The 17,719-nt window shown below is 69.2% G+C and carries 19 protein-coding genes; 15 read left to right on the top strand and 4 right to left on the bottom strand.

The features are described from left to right. Positions 1-155 precede the first annotated feature (155 nt). The 7 genes from rplP to MVA01S_RS21795 all read left to right on the top strand — a co-directional run bounded on the left by rplP (position 156) and on the right by MVA01S_RS21795 (position 6,263). Positions 156-572, top strand: coding sequence for a 50S ribosomal protein L16 (gene rplP, locus MVA01S_RS21825; RefSeq protein WP_003929569.1), 417 nt, complete (start codon positions 156-158; stop codon positions 570-572). Further along, positions 572-805, top strand: coding sequence for a 50S ribosomal protein L29 (gene rpmC / locus MVA01S_RS21820; RefSeq protein WP_003929568.1), 234 nt, complete (start codon positions 572-574; stop codon positions 803-805). The genes rplP and rpmC overlap by 1 nt, the downstream gene beginning before the upstream one ends. Beyond that, positions 805-1,101: a 30S ribosomal protein S17 gene (gene rpsQ, locus MVA01S_RS21815; RefSeq protein WP_003929567.1), complete on the top strand. Its 297-nt coding sequence runs from the start codon at positions 805-807 to the stop codon at positions 1,099-1,101. Before rpmC ends, rpsQ begins: the two co-directional genes overlap by 1 nt. Positions 1,102-1,360: 259 nt before the next feature. After that, positions 1,361-3,712: an arylsulfatase gene (locus MVA01S_RS21810; protein ID WP_003929566.1), complete on the top strand. Its 2,352-nt coding sequence runs from the start codon at positions 1,361-1,363 to the stop codon at positions 3,710-3,712. Positions 3,713-3,761: 49 nt separating this feature from the next. Then, positions 3,762-4,640 (top strand): helix-turn-helix domain-containing protein, encoded by an 879-nt coding sequence (locus MVA01S_RS21805; protein WP_162274745.1) that lies wholly within the window; start codon positions 3,762-3,764, stop codon positions 4,638-4,640. 31 nt (positions 4,641-4,671) lie between these two features. After that, entirely contained in the window at positions 4,672-5,070 is a 399-nt protein-coding gene (locus tag MVA01S_RS32115; RefSeq protein ID WP_237024342.1) for a hypothetical protein, read from the top strand. Next, entirely contained in the window at positions 5,067-6,263 is a 1,197-nt protein-coding gene (locus MVA01S_RS21795; RefSeq protein ID WP_003929563.1) for an alpha/beta hydrolase, read from the top strand. The genes MVA01S_RS32115 and MVA01S_RS21795 overlap by 4 nt, the downstream gene beginning before the upstream one ends. On the opposite strand, the gene MVA01S_RS21790 is transcribed toward MVA01S_RS21795, so the two are convergent. From MVA01S_RS21790 to MVA01S_RS21780, 3 genes are all read right to left on the bottom strand, one after another. After that, positions 6,199-6,777 (bottom strand): sigma-70 family RNA polymerase sigma factor, encoded by a 579-nt coding sequence (locus MVA01S_RS21790; protein WP_003929562.1) that lies wholly within the window; start codon positions 6,775-6,777, stop codon positions 6,199-6,201. The genes MVA01S_RS21795 and MVA01S_RS21790 overlap by 65 nt on opposite strands. 63 nt (positions 6,778-6,840) lie before the next feature. After that, positions 6,841-7,560: a YoaK family protein gene (locus MVA01S_RS21785; RefSeq protein WP_003929561.1), complete on the bottom strand. Its 720-nt coding sequence runs from the start codon at positions 7,558-7,560 to the stop codon at positions 6,841-6,843. Beyond that, positions 7,560-9,146: a hypothetical protein gene (locus MVA01S_RS21780; RefSeq protein ID WP_003929560.1), complete on the bottom strand. Its 1,587-nt coding sequence runs from the start codon at positions 9,144-9,146 to the stop codon at positions 7,560-7,562. The genes MVA01S_RS21785 and MVA01S_RS21780 overlap by 1 nt, the downstream gene beginning before the upstream one ends. Before the next feature lie 338 nt (positions 9,147-9,484). Here MVA01S_RS21780 and MVA01S_RS21775 point away from each other — a divergent pair, with 338 nt between their 5' ends. Then, entirely contained in the window at positions 9,485-10,888 is a 1,404-nt protein-coding gene (locus MVA01S_RS21775) for an MFS transporter (protein WP_003929559.1), read from the top strand. Between the two features lie 13 nt (positions 10,889-10,901). On the opposite strand, the gene MVA01S_RS21770 is transcribed toward MVA01S_RS21775, so the two are convergent. After that, the gene (locus MVA01S_RS21770; protein WP_003929558.1) at positions 10,902-12,545 is read right to left on the bottom strand and encodes a PucR family transcriptional regulator; all 1,644 of its coding nucleotides are present in this window, start codon (positions 12,543-12,545) and stop codon (positions 10,902-10,904) included. A gap of 240 nt (positions 12,546-12,785) precedes the next feature. Between MVA01S_RS21770 and MVA01S_RS21765 the strand changes: the two genes are divergently transcribed. The 7 genes from MVA01S_RS21765 to MVA01S_RS32110 all read left to right on the top strand — a co-directional run. Further along, a complete protein-coding gene (locus MVA01S_RS21765) occupies positions 12,786-13,238 on the top strand; it encodes a GlcG/HbpS family heme-binding protein (protein WP_003929557.1) in 453 nt (150 codons plus the stop codon). Positions 13,239-13,393: 155 nt separating this feature from the next. Beyond that, positions 13,394-14,113, top strand: a complete 720-nt coding sequence (locus tag MVA01S_RS21760; protein WP_003929556.1) for an iron-containing redox enzyme family protein — start codon at positions 13,394-13,396, stop codon at positions 14,111-14,113. Between the two features lie 15 nt (positions 14,114-14,128). Continuing rightward, positions 14,129-14,488, top strand: a complete 360-nt coding sequence (locus tag MVA01S_RS21755) for a Rieske (2Fe-2S) protein (RefSeq protein WP_003929555.1) — start codon at positions 14,129-14,131, stop codon at positions 14,486-14,488. After that, on the top strand, positions 14,485-15,720 hold the full coding sequence (locus MVA01S_RS21750; RefSeq protein WP_003929554.1) for an NAD(P)/FAD-dependent oxidoreductase: 1,236 nt from the start codon (positions 14,485-14,487) through the stop codon (positions 15,718-15,720). Before MVA01S_RS21755 ends, MVA01S_RS21750 begins: the two co-directional genes overlap by 4 nt. Continuing rightward, positions 15,717-17,168, top strand: a complete 1,452-nt coding sequence (locus tag MVA01S_RS21745; protein WP_003929553.1) for an aldehyde dehydrogenase family protein — start codon at positions 15,717-15,719, stop codon at positions 17,166-17,168. The genes MVA01S_RS21750 and MVA01S_RS21745 overlap by 4 nt, the downstream gene beginning before the upstream one ends. 17 nt (positions 17,169-17,185) lie before the next feature. Next, on the top strand, positions 17,186-17,542 hold the full coding sequence (locus MVA01S_RS21740) for a Rieske (2Fe-2S) protein (protein WP_003929552.1): 357 nt from the start codon (positions 17,186-17,188) through the stop codon (positions 17,540-17,542). Next, on the top strand, positions 17,542-17,719 hold a 178-nt coding region (locus tag MVA01S_RS32110; RefSeq protein WP_174538979.1), incomplete at its 3' end, for a gamma-glutamyltransferase. The genes MVA01S_RS21740 and MVA01S_RS32110, both read left to right, overlap by 1 nt.

Genomic DNA, 17,719 nt, shown 5'->3' with positions numbered 1-17,719 from the left:
ACCCGGCCGCGCCGCAGCGGCGCGTCGGGCACCACCGCGACGAGCACCGACGCCGGTCGTGCCGCCGAGGCTCCTGCGGTCGCGGAAGCGACTCAGGGCACCGAGGCCGCTGCGGGCGCAGCAGCCGAGACAACTGAGAATTCTGGGAGCTAGTCATGCTGATTCCCCGCAAGGTCAAGCACCGCAAGCAGCACCACCCGAGGCAGCGTGGCATCGCCAGCGGCGGCACCGAGGTCAGCTTCGGTGACTACGGCATCCAGGCCCTGGGCCATGCCTACATCACCAACCGGCAGATCGAGTCGGCCCGTATCGCCATCAACCGGCACATCAAGCGTGGCGGCAAGGTGTGGATCAACATCTTCCCGGACCGCCCGCTGACCAAGAAGCCCGCCGAGACCCGCATGGGTTCCGGTAAGGGTTCGCCGGAGTGGTGGGTCGCCAACGTCAAGCCCGGCCGCGTGCTGTTCGAGCTCAGCTACCCCGACGAGAAGATCGCCAGGGAAGCGCTGACCCGCGCGATCCACAAGTTGCCGATCAAGGCACGCATCGTCACAAGAGAGGAGCAGTTCTGATGGCTGTCGGAACCACGACCGGCGAACTGCGCGAGCTCACCGACGAAGAACTGACCGACAAGCTCCGCGAGTCGAAGGAAGAGCTGTTCAACCTGCGCTTCCAGATGGCGACCGGCCAGCTTGCCAACAACCGCCGGCTGCGCACAGTCCGGCAGGAGATCGCACGCCTGTACACGGTGCTGCGTGAACGTGAGTTGGGTCTGGCCGCCGGACCCGGAGGTGAGGATTCGTAATGGCAGATACCAAGGGTGCGAAATACACCCCGCCCACCGAGAAGCCGCGCGGTCGCCGCAAGACCGCCATCGGCTACGTGGTGTCGGACAAGATGCAGAAGACCATCGTGGTCGAGCTGGAGTCGCGTAAGAGCCACCCGCTCTACGGCAAGATCATCCGGACGACCACCAAGGTCAAGGCCCACGACGAGAACGAGGACGCCGGTGTCGGCGACCGCGTGTCGCTGATGGAGACCCGTCCGACGTCGGCCACCAAGCGCTGGCGTCTGGTCGAGGTCCTCGAGAAGGCCAAGTAGCACCGCATCATCGTCGAAACCCCCGTCCGCTCCGGCGACGGGGGTTTCGTCGTGTCAGGGCCCTCAACCTGGCCGGGTGGTCGGCCGCAGGGCGTGGATCGCGGGTCGGTTCATCCGCATGATCCGTTGCGGGACAGCGCGTTTGGCGGTAACCGGCAGGGTTCCGCTGCGCGCCGTGTTCTTGTGGTGGCAAGGGCCCCGCAAGCGGTCGTCGGCGGTTCCCGGGCTGACGGGCGGCCCAGCGGTGTAACCTCCGGGCGTGGCAACGGACTTCAACGGCAAGATCGAGGTGGACATCCGGGACTCCGAGCCGGACTGGGGCCCGTTCGCGGCCCCGACCGCTCAACCGGATGCACCCAACGTGCTGTATCTGGTCTGGGACGACATCGGAATCGCCACCTGGGACTGCTTCGGCGGGCTGGTCGACATGCCCGCGATGCGGCGCATCGCCGAACGCGGAGTGCGTCTTTCACAGTTCCACACCACAGCGCTGTGTTCACCGACGCGCGCCTCGTTGCTGACCGGACGCAATCCGACCACCGTCGGGATGGCGACCATCGAGGAGTTCACCGACGGTTTCCCGAACTGTAACGGCCGCATCCCGTTCGACACCGCGCTGCTGTCGGAGGTATTGGTCGAGAACGGTTACAACACCTACTGCGTCGGCAAATGGCATCTGACGCCGCTGGAGGAGTCCAATCTCGCCGCGACGAAACGGCACTGGCCGCTGGCGCGCGGTTTCGAGAGGTTCTACGGCTTCATGGGCGGGGAGACCGACCAGTGGTATCCCGACCTTGTCTACGACAACCATCCGGTGCCGCCGCCGGCTACGCCCGAGCAGGGCTACCACCTGTCCCGCGACCTCGCCGACAAGACCATCGAGTTCATCCGCGACTCCAAAGTCATTGCGCCGGACAAGCCGTGGTTCTCCTACGTGTGCCCCGGCGCCGGACACGCCCCCCACCACGTCGCCAAGGAGTGGGCCGACCGCTACGCGGGCGTCTTCGACATGGGCTACGAACGCTATCGCGACATCGTGCTGGAGAACCAGAAGCGGCTCGGTCTCGTCCCCGCCGACACCGAGCTGTCGCCGATGAACCCGTACTCAGATGTCAAGGGGCCGAACGGCGAAGACTGGCCGGCGCAGGACACGGTGCGACCGTGGGAGTCGCTCAGCGATGACGAGAAGCGGCTGTTCGCGCGGATGGCGGAGGTCTTCGCCGGGTTCCTGTCCTACACCGACGCCCAGATCGGCCGTGTTCTGGACTATCTGGAGGAGTCCGGGCAGCTCGACAACACCATCATCGTGGTGATCTCCGACAATGGCGCCAGCGGTGAGGGTGGGCCCAACGGGTCGGTCAACGAGGTCAAGTTCTTCAACGGCTACCTCGACTCGGTCGAGGAGGCGCTGAAGGCGTACGACGAACTCGGCGGTACCCAGACCTACAACCATTACCCGATCGGCTGGGCGATGGCGTTCAACACCCCCTACAAGCTGTACAAGCGGTATGCCTCGCACGAAGGGGGTATCGCCGACCCCGCGATCATCTCGTGGCCCGCCGGCATCGCCGCCCACGGTGAGATCCGGGACAACTACGTCAACGTCTGCGACATCACCCCCACGGTGTACGACCTTCTGGACATCACGGCGCCCGCAACCGTGCGTGGTGTCGCGCAGAAGCCCCTGGACGGGGTGAGTTTCAAAGTGGTGCTGGACAATCCGACTGCGCCGACCGGCAAGGAGACGCAGTTCTACACGATGCTGGGCACCCGCGGGATCTGGCACAGGGGCTGGTTCGCCGGCGCCGTGCACGCCGCGTCGCCGGCCGGCTGGTCGAATTTCGAGCGGGACCGCTGGGAGCTTTTCCACATCGAGGCCGACCGCAGCCAGTGCCGTGACCTGGCGGCCGAACACCCGGACAAGCTGGACGAGCTGAAGTCGTTGTGGTTCAGCGAAGCCGAGAAGTACAACGGTCTGCCGCTGGGTGACCTGAACCTGTTGGAGACCATGTCGCGCTGGCGACCGTACCTGGCCGGTGAACGGGACGCCTACGTGTACTACCCGCGCACCGCCGACGTCGGGATGGGCGCGGTGGTCGAGCTGCGCGGCCGCTCGTTCGCAGTGCTGGCCGAGGTCGTGGTGGGACCCGACGGTGCGGACGGCGTGGTGGTGAAACACGGCGCGGCGCACGGTGGTTACGTGATGTACCTGCAGGGCGGCCGACTCCACTTCTGCTACAACTTCCTGGGCGAGTACGAACAGACGGTCGCCTCCGCCGACGTGGTGGCCCCAGGTGCCCACACGCTCGGGTTCACGTTCACCCGTACGGGCACCGCGGAGGGCAGTCACACCCCGGTCGGGGACGCGGAGCTGTTCGTGGACACCACCGCGGTGGCCTCACTGGCGGAGATGCGGGTCCATCCCGGAACCTTCGGGCTCGCCGGGGCCGGTTTGAGCGTCGGGCGCAACAGCGGGTCGCCGGTGTCGCGGGCGTACCGCGCCCCGTTCCCGTTCACCGGCGGCGCGATCAAACGGGTGAACGTGGACGTGTCCGGCGCTCCGTATGTCGACCTTGAACGGGACTTCGCGCGCGCGTTCGCCAGGGACTGAGACTGTCAACGGTACGCAAAGAAATCACACAACGTGCAATATATCGCGGGTGCGCGTCGTTTACCACTGTGTGAACGTCACCGAAGCGAAGTCGACGGCCCTGGGCAGTTTCCTGCGCTGGCATCGCCACCGACTGACCCCACGTGAGGTCGGGCTCCCCGAGTACGGGCGCCGCCGGGTCCCCGGACTGCGGCGGGAGGAGGTCGCCAATCTGGCCGGCATCAGCACGGAGTACTACATCCGGCTGGAGCAGGGCAGGGAGCGGACGCCGTCACCCAACGTCGTCGACGCGCTCGCCGATGCGCTGCGCCTGGATGCCGACCAGACGGCGCACCTGCGCAATATTGCCCGGCCGGTATCGCGGCGTAGCGCGGGCGGGCGGCGCACCGACATCCCCGAGGGGGCGACCCGGCTGCTCGAGCATCTGACCCTGCCCGCGGTGATCCTGAACCGGTACATGGACGTCATGGCGTCGAATCCTCCTGCGCAGGCGCTGTTCCCGAATATGGAGCCGGGAGACAACCGGATCCGGGCGGTGTTCCTGGATCCGCGGGAACGGGAGTTCTGGCGGGACTGGGAGCAGGCCGTGTCCGACAGCGTCGCCCAGTTGCGCGCGGACATCGGCAATGAGCTCGAGTCTTCGCCGGCGCACGCCTTGATCGGCGAGCTGCGAAACCGGTGCAGGCACTTCGACCGGCTGTGGTCCGGCCAGGACGTGCAACAGCGCGCGTGCAGCCCGGTCCGGGTGCGCCACGACCTGCTCGGCGAAATCGAGCTCCACCGCGAGAAGTTACTCGTCACGGGCACCGATGCGTTGTTTATGTACATTTATTTCACCGAGCCCGGGTCGGCGTCGGCCGGGAAGCTGGACCGTCTGCGCTACGTCCAGACGGGTAGTGGCAGTACCAGGATGAACGTGGCCTGGTAACCACCTCATCGGTGACCGCACGCTGACCGGCGTGCACGACTACGACCCACGCCTCCAAGGCATTCCAAGCGCTCAAGGCATTCAGCACTTCCAGGGCGTCCAAGACTCCGCTCGAGAATGGCAGAAGCTCCAACTCGGCGTCATGGGTTTCGTCGGATTGTGCGGCGTCCTCAGCGACGGCGGATCCGGCCGGACCCGTCCGCTCTGGTTGCAGCAACTCGGGGCGATCTCCGCGCTCTCCGGCTTCCTGCTGGCGGTGCTCGGGATGCTGCTCGTCGCCACCGTCGCTCATCCGCTGACCGGCCGCCCGCCCACGAAACCGATTGCCGGCCAACGACTCCTGGTCGGCATCGTGATCACCTTCATCGCGGCAGCACTGACGGCCCTCGCCGCGCTGACGTGGTGGTGGCCACAGGCAGGTGCGCAGTGAAAGCCCCGGTGCACGCGTTCGGGGACTTCGTCCTCGATGCCAAGCGCTACGAGTTGCGCCGCAACGCCGAGGTGATCCCGGTCGAACCGCAGGTGTTCGACGTGCTCGCGGTGCTGGTCGCCAACCACCACCGCTGTGTCACCAAGCAGGAGCTGTTCGACACCGTGTGGGGCGGGCGGTTCGTGGGTGAGGCCGCGCTGTCCAGCCGGATCATGGCAGCCCGGCGCGCACTGGGCGACGACGGCGAGTCCCAGCATTTCATCCGGACGGTGCGCGGCCGCGGCTACCGGTTCGTCGGCACACTCGCCGAGCATGGGGAGCCGGCCGAGGACAGCGGGCAGATGGAGCCCGCCGTGGATCAACGCGTGGCGTTCTGCCGTGCCGGCGACGGGCTGCGCCTGGCGTACGCGGTGTCGGGCACGGGGCCACCGCTGGTGCGCGCGGCGAACTGGATGACTCATCTGAGCTACGACATCGAGTCGCCCGTGTGGCGGCACTGGGTGCACGCGCTGTCCCAGCGCTACCGCTTCATCCGGTACGACGAACGCGGATCAGGTCTTTCCGATTGGAACGCACCGGATTTCACGTTCGACGACTGGGTCGGCGACCTTGCCGCGGTGGTCGACGAGCTGGGGTTGACGCGCTTCCCGCTGCTCGGGGTGTCCCAAGGCGGGGCGGTGGCGGTGGCCTATGCCGCCCGGTATCCCGAGCGGGTCTCCAAACTGGTGCTCTGCGGCGCGTATGCGCGAGGGCGGGCGGTCCGGGCCGTCACTGAGGACGACCGACGGGCCGCCGCCCTGGACCTCGATCTGGCACGGGTCGGCTGGGGGCACGACGATCCGGCCTTCCGCCAGGTGTTCGCGGCGCAGTTCCTGCCCGACGGGTCGCGCCGGGACTGGCAGGCATTCGACGACCTGCAGCGCCGGACCACGTCCGTGGAGAACGCGGTGCGATTCCTGGAGCAGTTCGCCCACATCGACGTGGGGGAGCTGGCCGGGCAGGTCCGCTGTCCGACGCTGGTGATGCATTCGCGCGCCGACCGGCGGGTGCCGTTGCGTTTCGGTGAGGAACTCGCGACGCTGATCCCGCAATCGCGGCTGGTCGTGCTGGAGAGCAACAACCACCTGCTCACCGCGACCGAGCCGGCCTGGCGGGCGTTCGGTGCGGAGATGGACGCGTTCCTGGCTGAGTGAGACTGCGGCGCAGCCGGTCCCGGCCGCGGTGCAGCCTCGACATCACCGTTCCCACCGGCACGGACATGATCTCGGCGACCTCACGGCAGGACATACCCTCGACCGCGGTGTAGTACATGGCCAGTCGCATCGGCTCGGGCAGCGAGGCCAGCGCGTCGACCAGATTGGAATCCGAGATGCCCTGAAGGACAACGTGTTCAGCAGACGCGGTGACGGCGTCGCTGTCGCCGAAGTCGCCGACCAGTTGCTCGCTCACCCGGCACCGGGTCGCCCGGTGCCGGGCAATCCAGGTGTTGCGCATGATGCACAACAGCCATGCGTTCACGTGCGGATCCGGGCCCAGCGTGTGAAATCCCCGGTATGCCTTGAGCAGTGTCTCCTGGACCAGGTCCTCGGCGTCGGCGGCGTTGCGGGTGAACGAGTACGCGCGGCGGTACAGCCCCGGTGTGAGCGGCATCACCTGACGCTCGAAGTCGTTGTCCGCGTTGATCGGTGCGATTGTCACACTGACCATGTTCGCCGGGATCGGGTGCTGTTCCTTGGAGACAGTATGGAGATCGCGTACAGAGACCGTGGCCTATACCGGGGTCGCCGGCACCGTTTGGCCCGCGCGGCGCGGTGACAGTCGCAGATGCCCGATGAGAGCCACTCCCGCGGTGAGCGCGGCGGCCAGGCCGAAGGGCACGGCGAGGTGGATCCGAAGCAGCACCGCGCCCACGACCGCGCCGGCGAAGATCACCGCGATCGCGGCCAGGCGCCGGTTGAACAGCGCGCCCCGGCCGCCGCGGGTCCAGGTCTCCCCGGCCAGTGACGCCAGCGTCGAGGTGACCACGACGGTGGTCATGTCGGCGACCGCGACCGCACGCGCGGCCATCGCCTGGGAGCCCATCACCGCCGCGGTCGCCGCGGCCATCACGATCTGCAGTCCGGGCCCGGGACGGCCGCCCACCACGGCAGCGACCACGGTCAGCGCTGTGAGCGTCGCCGCGCCGACGGTGAGCAGCGCCGTCACCCGGTGCTGCCATCCGGGTCGGCCGGCCCCGCCCCGCAACACCAGTCCCGCGGCGTAGGCCGCCGCCGTGAACGCCGTCAGCGCGATCGCCGGGCCCAGCACGGGCAGGTCGTCGGCGCCGGCCACACCCATGCCGAGGATCACGATGTTGCCCGTCATGTTCCCGGTGAACACGCGGTCCAGGGCCAGGAAGCCGACCGCGTCGACGATGCCGGTGACGAACGTGAGCGCGACGGTGGCAGCCAGCGCGGTCGCCTGCGCGCGGCCGGCCGGATCGACCGCCATCAGAAGGCGATGATGGCGAACAGGGTGGACAGCACCAGTCCGGTCATGACAGGCAGGAAACACTTGCGCGCCAGCGTGAGTACCGGGACCCGGGCGAAACCGGCCACCGCGACCAACGAGGACCACGCCACCAGCGTGCCGCCGCCCGACCAGATGTTGCCCATCTGGCCGATCGCGGCCAGCGTCGAGGGATCCATCCCGGCCGCGCTGCCCAACGCCCCGGACAGCGACCCGGTCAGCGGCAGTCCGCTGAACCCCGACCCCTCCAGTCCGGCGATGACGCCGACGAACATCACGGTGAAAGCGACCACGAACGCGTTCGGCGCGACGTGCGACAGCGCGGCGTTGATGAGATCGAACAGCAGCGCCGGCCCGGTGGCGTCTTCGGGCATGCCCAGGATGCGCGCCGAGAAGTCGCCGTTGCCGATGAAGAAGAAGCCCGCGATCGGCAGCACGATGCCCATCGCCTTGAACGCGAACACCAGCCCGTCGACGACGTGCTGGGACGAGGTCTCCAGGCAGGCCCGCCGGTCGTTGGTCAGACACGCGGCGAACAGGATCATCGCGGCGATGCCGCCGACGATGCCCGCGGCGTCACCGCCTTTCAACGGCGGCACCACGGTGGTGAACTTGCCCAGCAGCAGGTACACGATGAACACCAGATAGGCGGTGGGAACGAGCACAGCGAACGCCTTGGCGGACAGGCTCTTCGGCGGATCGGCGGGGTCGCCGGGGTCGACGGTGGACTGGTCGCGGACGATGGTGGCCGTCGGTGCGGCGACCGCCGCCGTGCCGGTGCCGCCGAGCGGAGGGGAGACGCCGTCGGCGCCGGGGCCGGTGCCGGCGGTGGTGGCGCCGTCACCGCGCGCGTCGGGCTGGTCGTCCTCGCCGGCGGCGAACTTGTCGGCCTTGTTCTCCCACTCGACGAGCAGTTCGGGCGAAGGCTTGCGCCACGTCCTGCGCTGGGTGAAGTAGGTGATGACCAGTGCGGTGAAGCCCACGATCAGCGACAGCACCAGCGCCTTGTCAGCCACGCTGTCGGTGTCGACGCCGGCGGCGGTCGCCGAGATACCGGGAGCCACCTTGATGATGTAGTCCGACGACAGCGCCATGCCCTGCCCGGCGATCGCGATGACCATACCCACTGACAGCGGACTCAGGCCCGCACGGATCGCGACCGGGATGAGCACCGCGCCGACCAGTGGCACCGCCGGGGTGGGCCAGAAGAAGAGCGAGATCACATAGGTGATGATCGCGAGCATCACGAAACTGCTTGTGCCGGCGCGCATCACACGCCGGAACGGGGTTACCATCAGGCGGTCCGCGCCCATCTCCCGCAGTGCGCCGAGCATCGCGGTGACCAGCGCGATGATCAGGAAGATGTTGAACAGTTCGTCGGCGGCGACCAGGCTGGCGTTGAAGATCGACGACAGCCCGGTGATGACGCTGCCGGAGAACACCCATGCCGTCAGCAAGGTGGCGACGACCGCGGGGACGACGATGTTCTTGCGCAGCGCCATCGTGACGAGAATGACGATGATGCCGGCCAGATAAATCCAATGTGCCGCGCTCAGATGATATTCCATCGACGCTCTTTCGCTCACAACTGCCCATGGGCTGTGCAGTCTGATGGGGGAATGCTCTGCGCGTTACGGGCGTGGGTCAACGCACAGAGTGCACATTGCTGTGACCGTCCTCCTGTGCAATGTGCTCCGCGCTTGTCGGCCACATGTCCGGCCGTTTCGGCCACGTAAAACATCTGCCTGGACTTCGGCTGATGTGCGGGTTGGCCGCGGAGACGACCCCGGACTGTGCACATTGACCCAGGGGGACGGTCACTTTCGCAGTCCCCGGGTGAGAAAGTGGCTGGGGCGGTGTGCACCGCCTTCCGTAGGCCGCTACAGATCGTGATGACACCGCCGAGATGACCGACACCCACAGCCGCAGTCCGGCAGGCCCCGACGGCCCGGCAGCGCCCGAGGACGGCACACCGTTGGCGCTGGCCGCCTTGCTGTCCGGCACGCTCGTCGGCACGATCAGCAACAACGTGGTGAACGTGCCGATGCCGGCGATCATGGCGGACTTCGACGCCCCGCTGCACAGCGGCGTGTTCATCGTGGTCGGCTTCCTGCTCACCTTCACCGCGACCATGCCGGTCGTCGGCTGGATCGGGGACCGGTTCGGCCGTCGCCGCGTCTACTGCGCGTCGATGGTCGGCACCATGGTGTGCGCGGTGGGCGCCGCCACCGCGCCCACGCTGGAACTGCTCATCATGTGGCGCTGCCTCGGCGGCATGGCGGCGTCGGCCCTCGGGCCGGCGGTGATGGGGCTGTTGACGTGGTTGTTCGCCGGGGACCGGCGGGGCGGCGCCGTCGGCCTGTGGGCGTCGGTGAACGGCATCGGGCAGGCGATCGGGCCCACGATGGGTGGGTTCGTCGCCGACGCGTGGGGCTGGCGGTGGGTCTTCGTGCCGCTGGTGCCGGTCGCGCTGGCGGGCCTGATCGGGACGCTTCTGCACATCCCGCGTTACCCGGGCACCCGGATGAGCTTCGACGCGGTGGGCGCCACCGCGCTCACCGTCGGTTCCGGACTGCTCATTCTCGGGGTGGGGCTGGTGCCGCGGTCCGGAGCGTCGCCGGGGGTCTTCGCCACGATCGTGTCGGCCGTCGTGGTTCTGGTGTTCTTCGTGTGGCACTGCCTGCGCACCCCGGACCCGTTCGTCGATGTGCGCCTGGTCGCCGAATCCCGGTTCGCCCGGAGCACGCTGGGCGCCTTCGCGTTCATGTTCGGGCTCGGCGCCACCCTGCTGGCGGTGCCGCTCTACCTGGTCGGGCACGGACAGTCCGGGTCGGTGGCGGGCGTGGTGCTGCTGGCCGTTCCGGCGGCGATGACGGTGCTGGGCCCGCTGGTCGGCAGGTATCTCGACCGGATCGGCCCGCGCCTGCTGTTGCGCACGGGACTGCTTCTGCTGATCGCGGGCCAGCTCGGCCTGGCCGCCGCGGCGGCCGCCCGGATCGCCGAGCGCACCCACGGGCTGGCCGGTCTGGTCGCGATCCTGGTGATCGTCGGTATCGGCATCGCATTCGTCCAGACGCCGGCGGCCACCGGTGCCACCCGGTCGCCCGCGGGCGCCCAGGGCACCGGGCTGGGGTTGTACAACCTCGTCCGGTTCAGCGGTTCGGCGATGGGCGCGGCGTGGGTGGCGATCGCGCTGGGCGTCGACAGCGGCCCGGCAGGCTTCGTGCTGGCGTTCCTGGTGGTGGCGGGTGTGGCGCTGCTCGGGCTGTTCGGGTCGTTCGTCGGTCCCGACCCGGCGCCGGCGCGGTAGCGGTCCGCGGCGGTCAGCGGAATCGCGCTTCCCGGTCCACCGCGGCGTGGATCTCGGTCAGCATGTCCAGCCGGATCGCCAGCCAGACGGTGAACTGGTTGTCGGGCACCCGGATGTCGAGCCCGATCGCCCGTGACACCCGGTCGAGCTTGGTCAGCATCGTGTTGCGGTGCACGTTGAGGGCGCGCGCGGTGGCGTTGACGTTGCCTCCGTGCGCGAGGTAGCCGGTCAGGAAGTCCAGCAGTTCGGGCGCCGGGCGCAGCGGGCCCAGGATGTCGGTGACCAGCGCCCGGCTCTGTTCGGTGTCGGCGACGTCGGCGAGCACGGTGAAGCTGCGCAGATCCTGGTAGGAGACCGCGCCGGTGAGACTGAGCCGCCGGGCGATGCCGAGGGCGATGCGGGCCTCGCGGTAGCTGCCCGCCACCTCCTGGGCGCCCCGCGCCGGCCGGCTGTAGGCGACCGCCACGGCGGCGCCGCGCCGGCTCTCCAGTTCGGCGGCCATCGCCTCGGCGTAGTGCGTCATCTCCTTGCCCATCGCGGCGTCGTCGAAGCCGCGCAGCGAGCGCACCACCACCAGCACGTCGCCCAGGACCGTGACGTAGGAACGCACCGCCGGATCGGGCGCCACGTTGGCCGCATACCGCGCCAGCCGGACCATGCTGGCGGTCGGGTTGTCCACCCCGCGGGGCACGGCACCGGGTGCGACGAACACGCCGAACTGCGAGTCGATGTCGATCTCGTGGTAGTCGGCGCGGGCGCGCATGTCGTGCTCGCTGGAGAAGTGGCCGTGCACCAGGGCCTGCACGAAATCGCCGCGGGCCCGCTCCTCGGCCTCGTCGACGCTGTGCTGCCTGAGCATCTCCGAACCGATGATGGCGGTGGCCTGTTCGGTGACCACGATGTGTCGGGCCAGATCATGGTTGCCCGGTTCGGCGGACGGCACCACCACCAGCACCCAGCCCTCGAAGGCCTTCCCCAGCCGGATCGCGGTGGAGATCACCGTCCACACACCGCCGTTGGGGGCTTCGAAGCGTTCCACCCTCGTGTCGTGGTGGGCCGAAAGACGCGCTGCGGCAGGAAGATCGGAGGTGAGCAGCGGCAGCACCGACTCGGCCAGGCCGGCGGCGGTCTCGGCGTTGAACCCGTTGTGCGCCACCACGTTGCCCCGCGCGTCCAGCGCCATCGCGGGGTTCCTGGCCAGGTTGGACACCTCGCGCACCAGCAGTTGCAATCCTGCGCCGCGGTGGAACAGGCCGGCCAGCGAGGCGTGCACATGCGTGGCATAGCGCATGGCGTGCACTTCCTGGCTCAGCGCGCGTTCGGCCAGCAGCCGGTTCAGCGCGGCGAAGCCGACCGGGAACGCCATCTCCACCACCACCATGTCGGCGGGCAGCCGGGTGTCGGGGAAGTCGGCGGGCACGGCGCCGTCGACCAGCAGCGTGGTGGCGCCGCGAGCAGCCAGCGCGGACAGCGTGCCGCTGTTGCCCAGCAGCGCCTCCGGGCGGGTGTACACCGCGACCCCGTCGAGCGCGTCGTGCCGGGACATGACCTCCGAAAGTGGAAGCACCCAGTGCAGTTCGCGGTCGAGGCGGTCGGCGCCGACCACCACGTGCGCGTCCGCCATCAGGGATTCGTCGAGCAGCCCGGCTACCGTCATCCGATCGTCGTCGTGTCGCTCTGGCGCCATCACCCACCTGCTCCGAACCGCGGCATGGGTGCACGATCGCATCCACACCGCCACCAGACTATGTGCAGTTTGACCCCGATGTCGGGTGGATCGAAGACATGTTGACCAGAGCTTCGCCGCGGCTGCCGCGGTAGACATCTGTGCAGGCCGACCGATCACGGCGGTGGCGCCCCGACGTCGCCGTCCCGAACCACAGGAGCCACTCCCGCCATGCATCAGATCTATCGGATCACCCTCGACGACGCGCTCCCGCTGCTGGCTGCGGGCCGGGCCAAGGCCGACGAGATCGGCGTCAAACAGACCCTGTGCATCTGCGATGACGGTGGCAATGTCCTTGCCCTGCATCGACTTCCGGGCGCACGACTGACCGGGGTGGACATCTCGATCGCCAAGGCGTTCACCGCGGCCGGGCACGAGCGCGCCACCCACCTGTTCAACGAGGCGCCCGACGGCCCCGCGCTGCCCGGCAACGAGGCGTTCGGGATCAGCCACATGCTGCCGGGCAAGTTCGCGATCTTCGTCGGTGGCTTCCCGCTGGTCTTCGACGGGCAGATCGTCGGCGGGGTCGGGATCAGCGGCGGCAACGGCGCACAGGACAAAGCCGTCGGCGCCGCGATCCTGGCCGAGTTCGACGCGCTCACCGCTGCGGTCGCCGGCCGCTGACCGCGATGTGCACCATGACCCGTCGACCGGCCCGAGCCGGTGATGTTGTCCATGGTCACCGCGGCGCTGTGCTGACTAACGTCGTTGCTGCAGCGCGCAATTCGCCACGACTGCCATCTACCGCCCCCGTGTGATCGACCGGAAGGACCGAACCCATGACCGAACTGCTGGACCGCGACGAGTTTCGCGCTGAGCTGGAGAACGCCATCAAGGGCCGCGAGGCCAAGAACGCCTCGTTCTCGAAGGCGTGGGCCGAGGGCCGCCTCGAGCGGCATCACTTCGCCCGCTGGGCCGAGAACCACTACCACTACGTCGGCCCGTTCGCCGACTACCTGGCCAACATCTACGCCAACACCCCCGACCAGTTCACCGGCGCAAAGGATTTCACGCTGCAGAACATGTACGAGGAGGAGCTGGCCGACATCCGCCACACCGATCTGCTGATCAAGTTCGGTGAAGCGTGCGGCACCACCAAGGAGCGCATCGAGGATCCCGACAACATGAACGCGATCACCCGCGGCCTGCAGTCGTGGTGCTACGCGGTCTCGCAGCGCGAGCACTTCGTGGTGGCCACCGCGGCCCTGGTGGTGGGCCTGGAATCCCAGGTGCCGAGCATCTACACCAAGCAGATCGTGCCCCTGCGCGAGGTGTACAAGTTCACCGAGGACGAGATCGAGTTCTTCGAGCTGCACATCACCTCTGATGTGGTGCACGGGGAGCGCGGCTATCAGATCGTGCTCGACCACGCCGACACACCGCAGCTGCAGCAGCGCTGCCTGCAGATGGTGCGGTGGGGCGCCGAGATGCGCTTCGCCTACACCAAGGGGCTCTACGACACCTACGTCGCGCCCGAACTCGAGCACGCGACCGTCTGAGCCCCGAAGGAAAGCATGAGCAGCGCTGAGTGGACCGCGGTGGCCTCGGCCAAAGAGCTGGGCCGGCGCCGTAAGTTGCGCGTCGAGGTCGACGGCCTGGCCATCGCCCTGTTCCAGTCCGACGGCGCGGTGTACGCGTTCGCCGATGTGTGCGTGCACCAGGAACGTTCGCTGGCCAAGGGCACGCTGCTGCACGGCAAGGTGATCTGCCCGGGTCACCAGTGGCAGTTCGACCTGGAGACCGGCTACGAGGCGGACCAGGACCGCTGCCAGCCCACCTACCCGGTGCGGGTCGGCGACGACGGCACCGTCTACGTCAAAACCGTTCCGAAGAACGAGATCTCGGCCGATACAGGAGAGCAGGCGCGGGCATGACCAGGGACACGTTCGTCACCGTCGGCGCGGGACAGACCGCGGCGGTGGCCGCGCGCAACCTGCGCAGGCTCGGATTCGACGGCCGCATCGTGCTGGTCGGGGACGAACCGCACCCGCCCTACCAGCGCCCGCCGCTGTCCAAGGAGTTCCTCTCCGGCGCCGACACCGAGGACTCGCTGTGGATCCTGCCGCCGGCGTGGGTGCGCGACAACGACGTGGAGATCGTCACCGACACCACCGTCGTCCGCGTCGACTCATCCACGCGCAGAGTCGAATTCGCCGATGGTGCGGCTCTGCAGGCCGACGGGGTGCTGATCGCCACCGGCGGCAGTCCCCGCCGGCTGCCGGTCGAGGGCCCGCGGCCGGACCTGGTGCACTACCTGCGCACCCTCGACGACGCCAGACGGTTGGCGCCGGTGCTTTCCGCCGGACGTCGGCTGGCGATCATCGGGGCCGGCTTCATCGGGCTGGAGATCGCGGCCACCGCCGCCTCCGCGGGCGTCGAGGTCACCGTGCTCGAGGCGGTCCCGGTACCGCTGGCCCGGGTGGTCGGTGCGCAGATGGGGGAGGCGGTCTGCGGGTTGCACCGCGACCACGGCGTCGACATCCGCGCCGGCGTGGCCCTGACCGGGATCGTCACCACCGGCGACGACGTGCTGATCCAGCTCGCCGGCGCCCCCACACCTCTGGAAGCCGACGCCGTGCTGATCGGGGTCGGCATCACCCCGAACACCGCGGTCGCGGAAGCGTCGGGACTGACGGTCGACGACGGCGTCGTCGTCGACGCGTTCGGGCGCAGCGCGGTGCCGGGCGTCTTCGCCGCCGGGGATGTGGCGCGACGGTATTCGCCCCGTGCGGGCAGACATGTGCGCCTCGAGCATTTCGACAATGCCAGCCGCCAGGGTGTCGCGGTGGCGCACACGATGCTGGGCCGCGAGGCGCCCAACGACGATCCGATGTGGTTCTGGTCCGACCAGTACGACCGCAACATCCAGTTCGTCGGCACCGCCACCGGGACACCGGTGCTGCGCGGCGACACAGGCGATTCGACGTTCGCCGCGTTCTACCTGCAGGACGGGGCGGTCTGCGGCGCGTTCGCGATCGACCGCGGTGAGGACGTGACCGCCGCCCGCGAGCTGCTGGGCCGCCAGGTCCCGGTGCCCGCGCTGAGCGACGAGGACACCGATCTGTGGGACCTGATCTACACCGACGACGCAGAGGTGGGCGCATGATCGACGGGCTGAACTTCATCGGCGGCGCCTGGGTGCCCGCCCAGTCCGGGCGGACCTTCACCCGGGCCAACCCGGCCGATCCCACCGACGTGATCGGCACGTTCCCCGCCTCCGGCGCCGAGGACGTCGGCAACGCGGTCGACGCACTGGAGAAGGCCGCACCCGAGTGGGCCGCGACCACACCCGAGCGGCGCGCGGCGATCCTGGAATCCGCCGCCGCCCATCTGGAGGCGCGCAGTGCCGAGCTGATCGCCGAGTTGGTGCGCGAGGAGGGCAAGACCGTTGCCGAGGCGACCATGGAGGTCGGTCGCACCCCGTCGAACCTGCGGTTCTACGCCGGGGAGGCGACCCGCGCGGCGGGGCGGACGCTGCCCGCCGCCGGTGACACGCTGGTGTACACGGTGCGCGAACCGATCGGCATCGTCGGGGCGATCACGCCGTGGAACTTCCCGCTCAACATCCCGTCGCGCAAGCTGGGTCCGGCGCTGGCCGTGGGGGATCCGGTGCTGTTCAAACCGTCGGAGCTGACCCCGCTGATGGGGCAGCGCCTGGTCGAGGCGTTGCTCGCCGGCGGCCTGCCGCCCGGGGCGCTCGCGCTGGTCCAGGGGGACGGGACCGCGGGTGCCGCGGTGGCGGCCGACGAACGCATCGCGGCGGTCACCTTCACCGGCTCCACCGCCGTCGGCCGGTCCATCCACGCCACCGTCGGGCCGCACCGCCGGGTGCAGCTGGAAATGGGCGGTAAGAACCCCGTCGTGGTCGCCGACGACGCCGACCTGGACCGGGCGGCCGGGCTCATCGTCAAGGGTGCGTTCGGCCTGTCCGGGCAGGCGTGCACCGGCACCAGCCGGGTGATCGCCACCGACGCCACCCACGACGCCCTCGTCGAGCGGGTGGTGGCCCGCACCGAGGCGCTGCGGGTCGGCCCCGGAGCCATGCCGGGTGTGGACCTCGGCGCGCTGGCCGCCGACGCGCAGCTCGACAAGTTCCTCCGGTACGTCGCCGCCGGTCTGGAGGAGGGTGCCACGCTGCGCTGCGGTGGCACCCCGGTCGACGTGCCCGGGCACCCGGGCGGGTTCTTCGTCCGGCCCGCGGTGTTCACCGACACCGCGCCGGCGATGCGCATCGTCACCGAGGAGGTGTTCGGGCCGCTGCTGGCGTTCCAGCGGGCCGGCTCGCTCACCGAGGCGATCGAGTTGGCCAACGCCACCGAGTTCGGCCTGTCGGCCGCGATCGTCACCAGAGACCTGGCCACCGCCCAGCAGTTCGCGCGCCGGTCCCGGACCGGCCTGGTCAAGATCAACCAGCCCACCACCGGAATGGCGATGAACGCACCGTTCGGCGGCTACAAGGCCTCCTCCACCGCGACGTTCAAGGAGCAGGCCGGGGCTTCGATGATGGAGTTCTACCTGGCCGAGAAGACCGTCTACCTCGACCCCGGCTGCTGAAGAAACGGAGTGTGACAATGGAATTCGTTCGAGTGGCCAGATCCGGGCAGGTGCCCGAGGGCATCGTCCGGCGGTTCTACGCCGGCGAGCACGAGTTCGCGGTGGCGCGGCTTCGCGGCAAGGCCTACGCGACGTCGAACTACTGCACGCACCTGGACTGTCTGCTGTCGTCGGGCAAACTGCGCGACGACGGCATCGGTTGCTCGTGCCACGGCAGCGCCTTCGACCTGGCGACCGGCGAGCCCATCAGCCCGCCCGCCACCGAGCCCATCAAGACCTTTCCGTGCGAGGAGCGCGACGGGGAGATCTTCGTCGGCGTGGAACCGGGGGAGGTCCCGGTCGGACCCAGTCGCCGCGCCCGCCGGGAGGCGTGATGGCCGCGCCGCGCCCGCCCGCGCTGTCGGCGGGCGGGATGGTCAGCAGCAGCCACCCGGCCGCGAGCCTGGCCGGAGCGCGGGTGCTCGCCGAGGGCGGCAACGCCGTCGACGCGACGCTGGCGATGGCGGCACTGACCTGGCTGACCCTGCCGGGGCAGTGCGGCATCGGCGGGG

It is taken from the genome of Mycolicibacterium vaccae NBRC 14118 = CIP 105934, assembly GCF_001552715.1.
In the GTDB taxonomy this organism is placed as follows: Bacteria; Actinomycetota; Actinomycetes; order Mycobacteriales; family Mycobacteriaceae; genus Mycobacterium; species Mycobacterium vaccae.
This window is presented reverse-complemented; position numbering and strand designations above follow the sequence as displayed.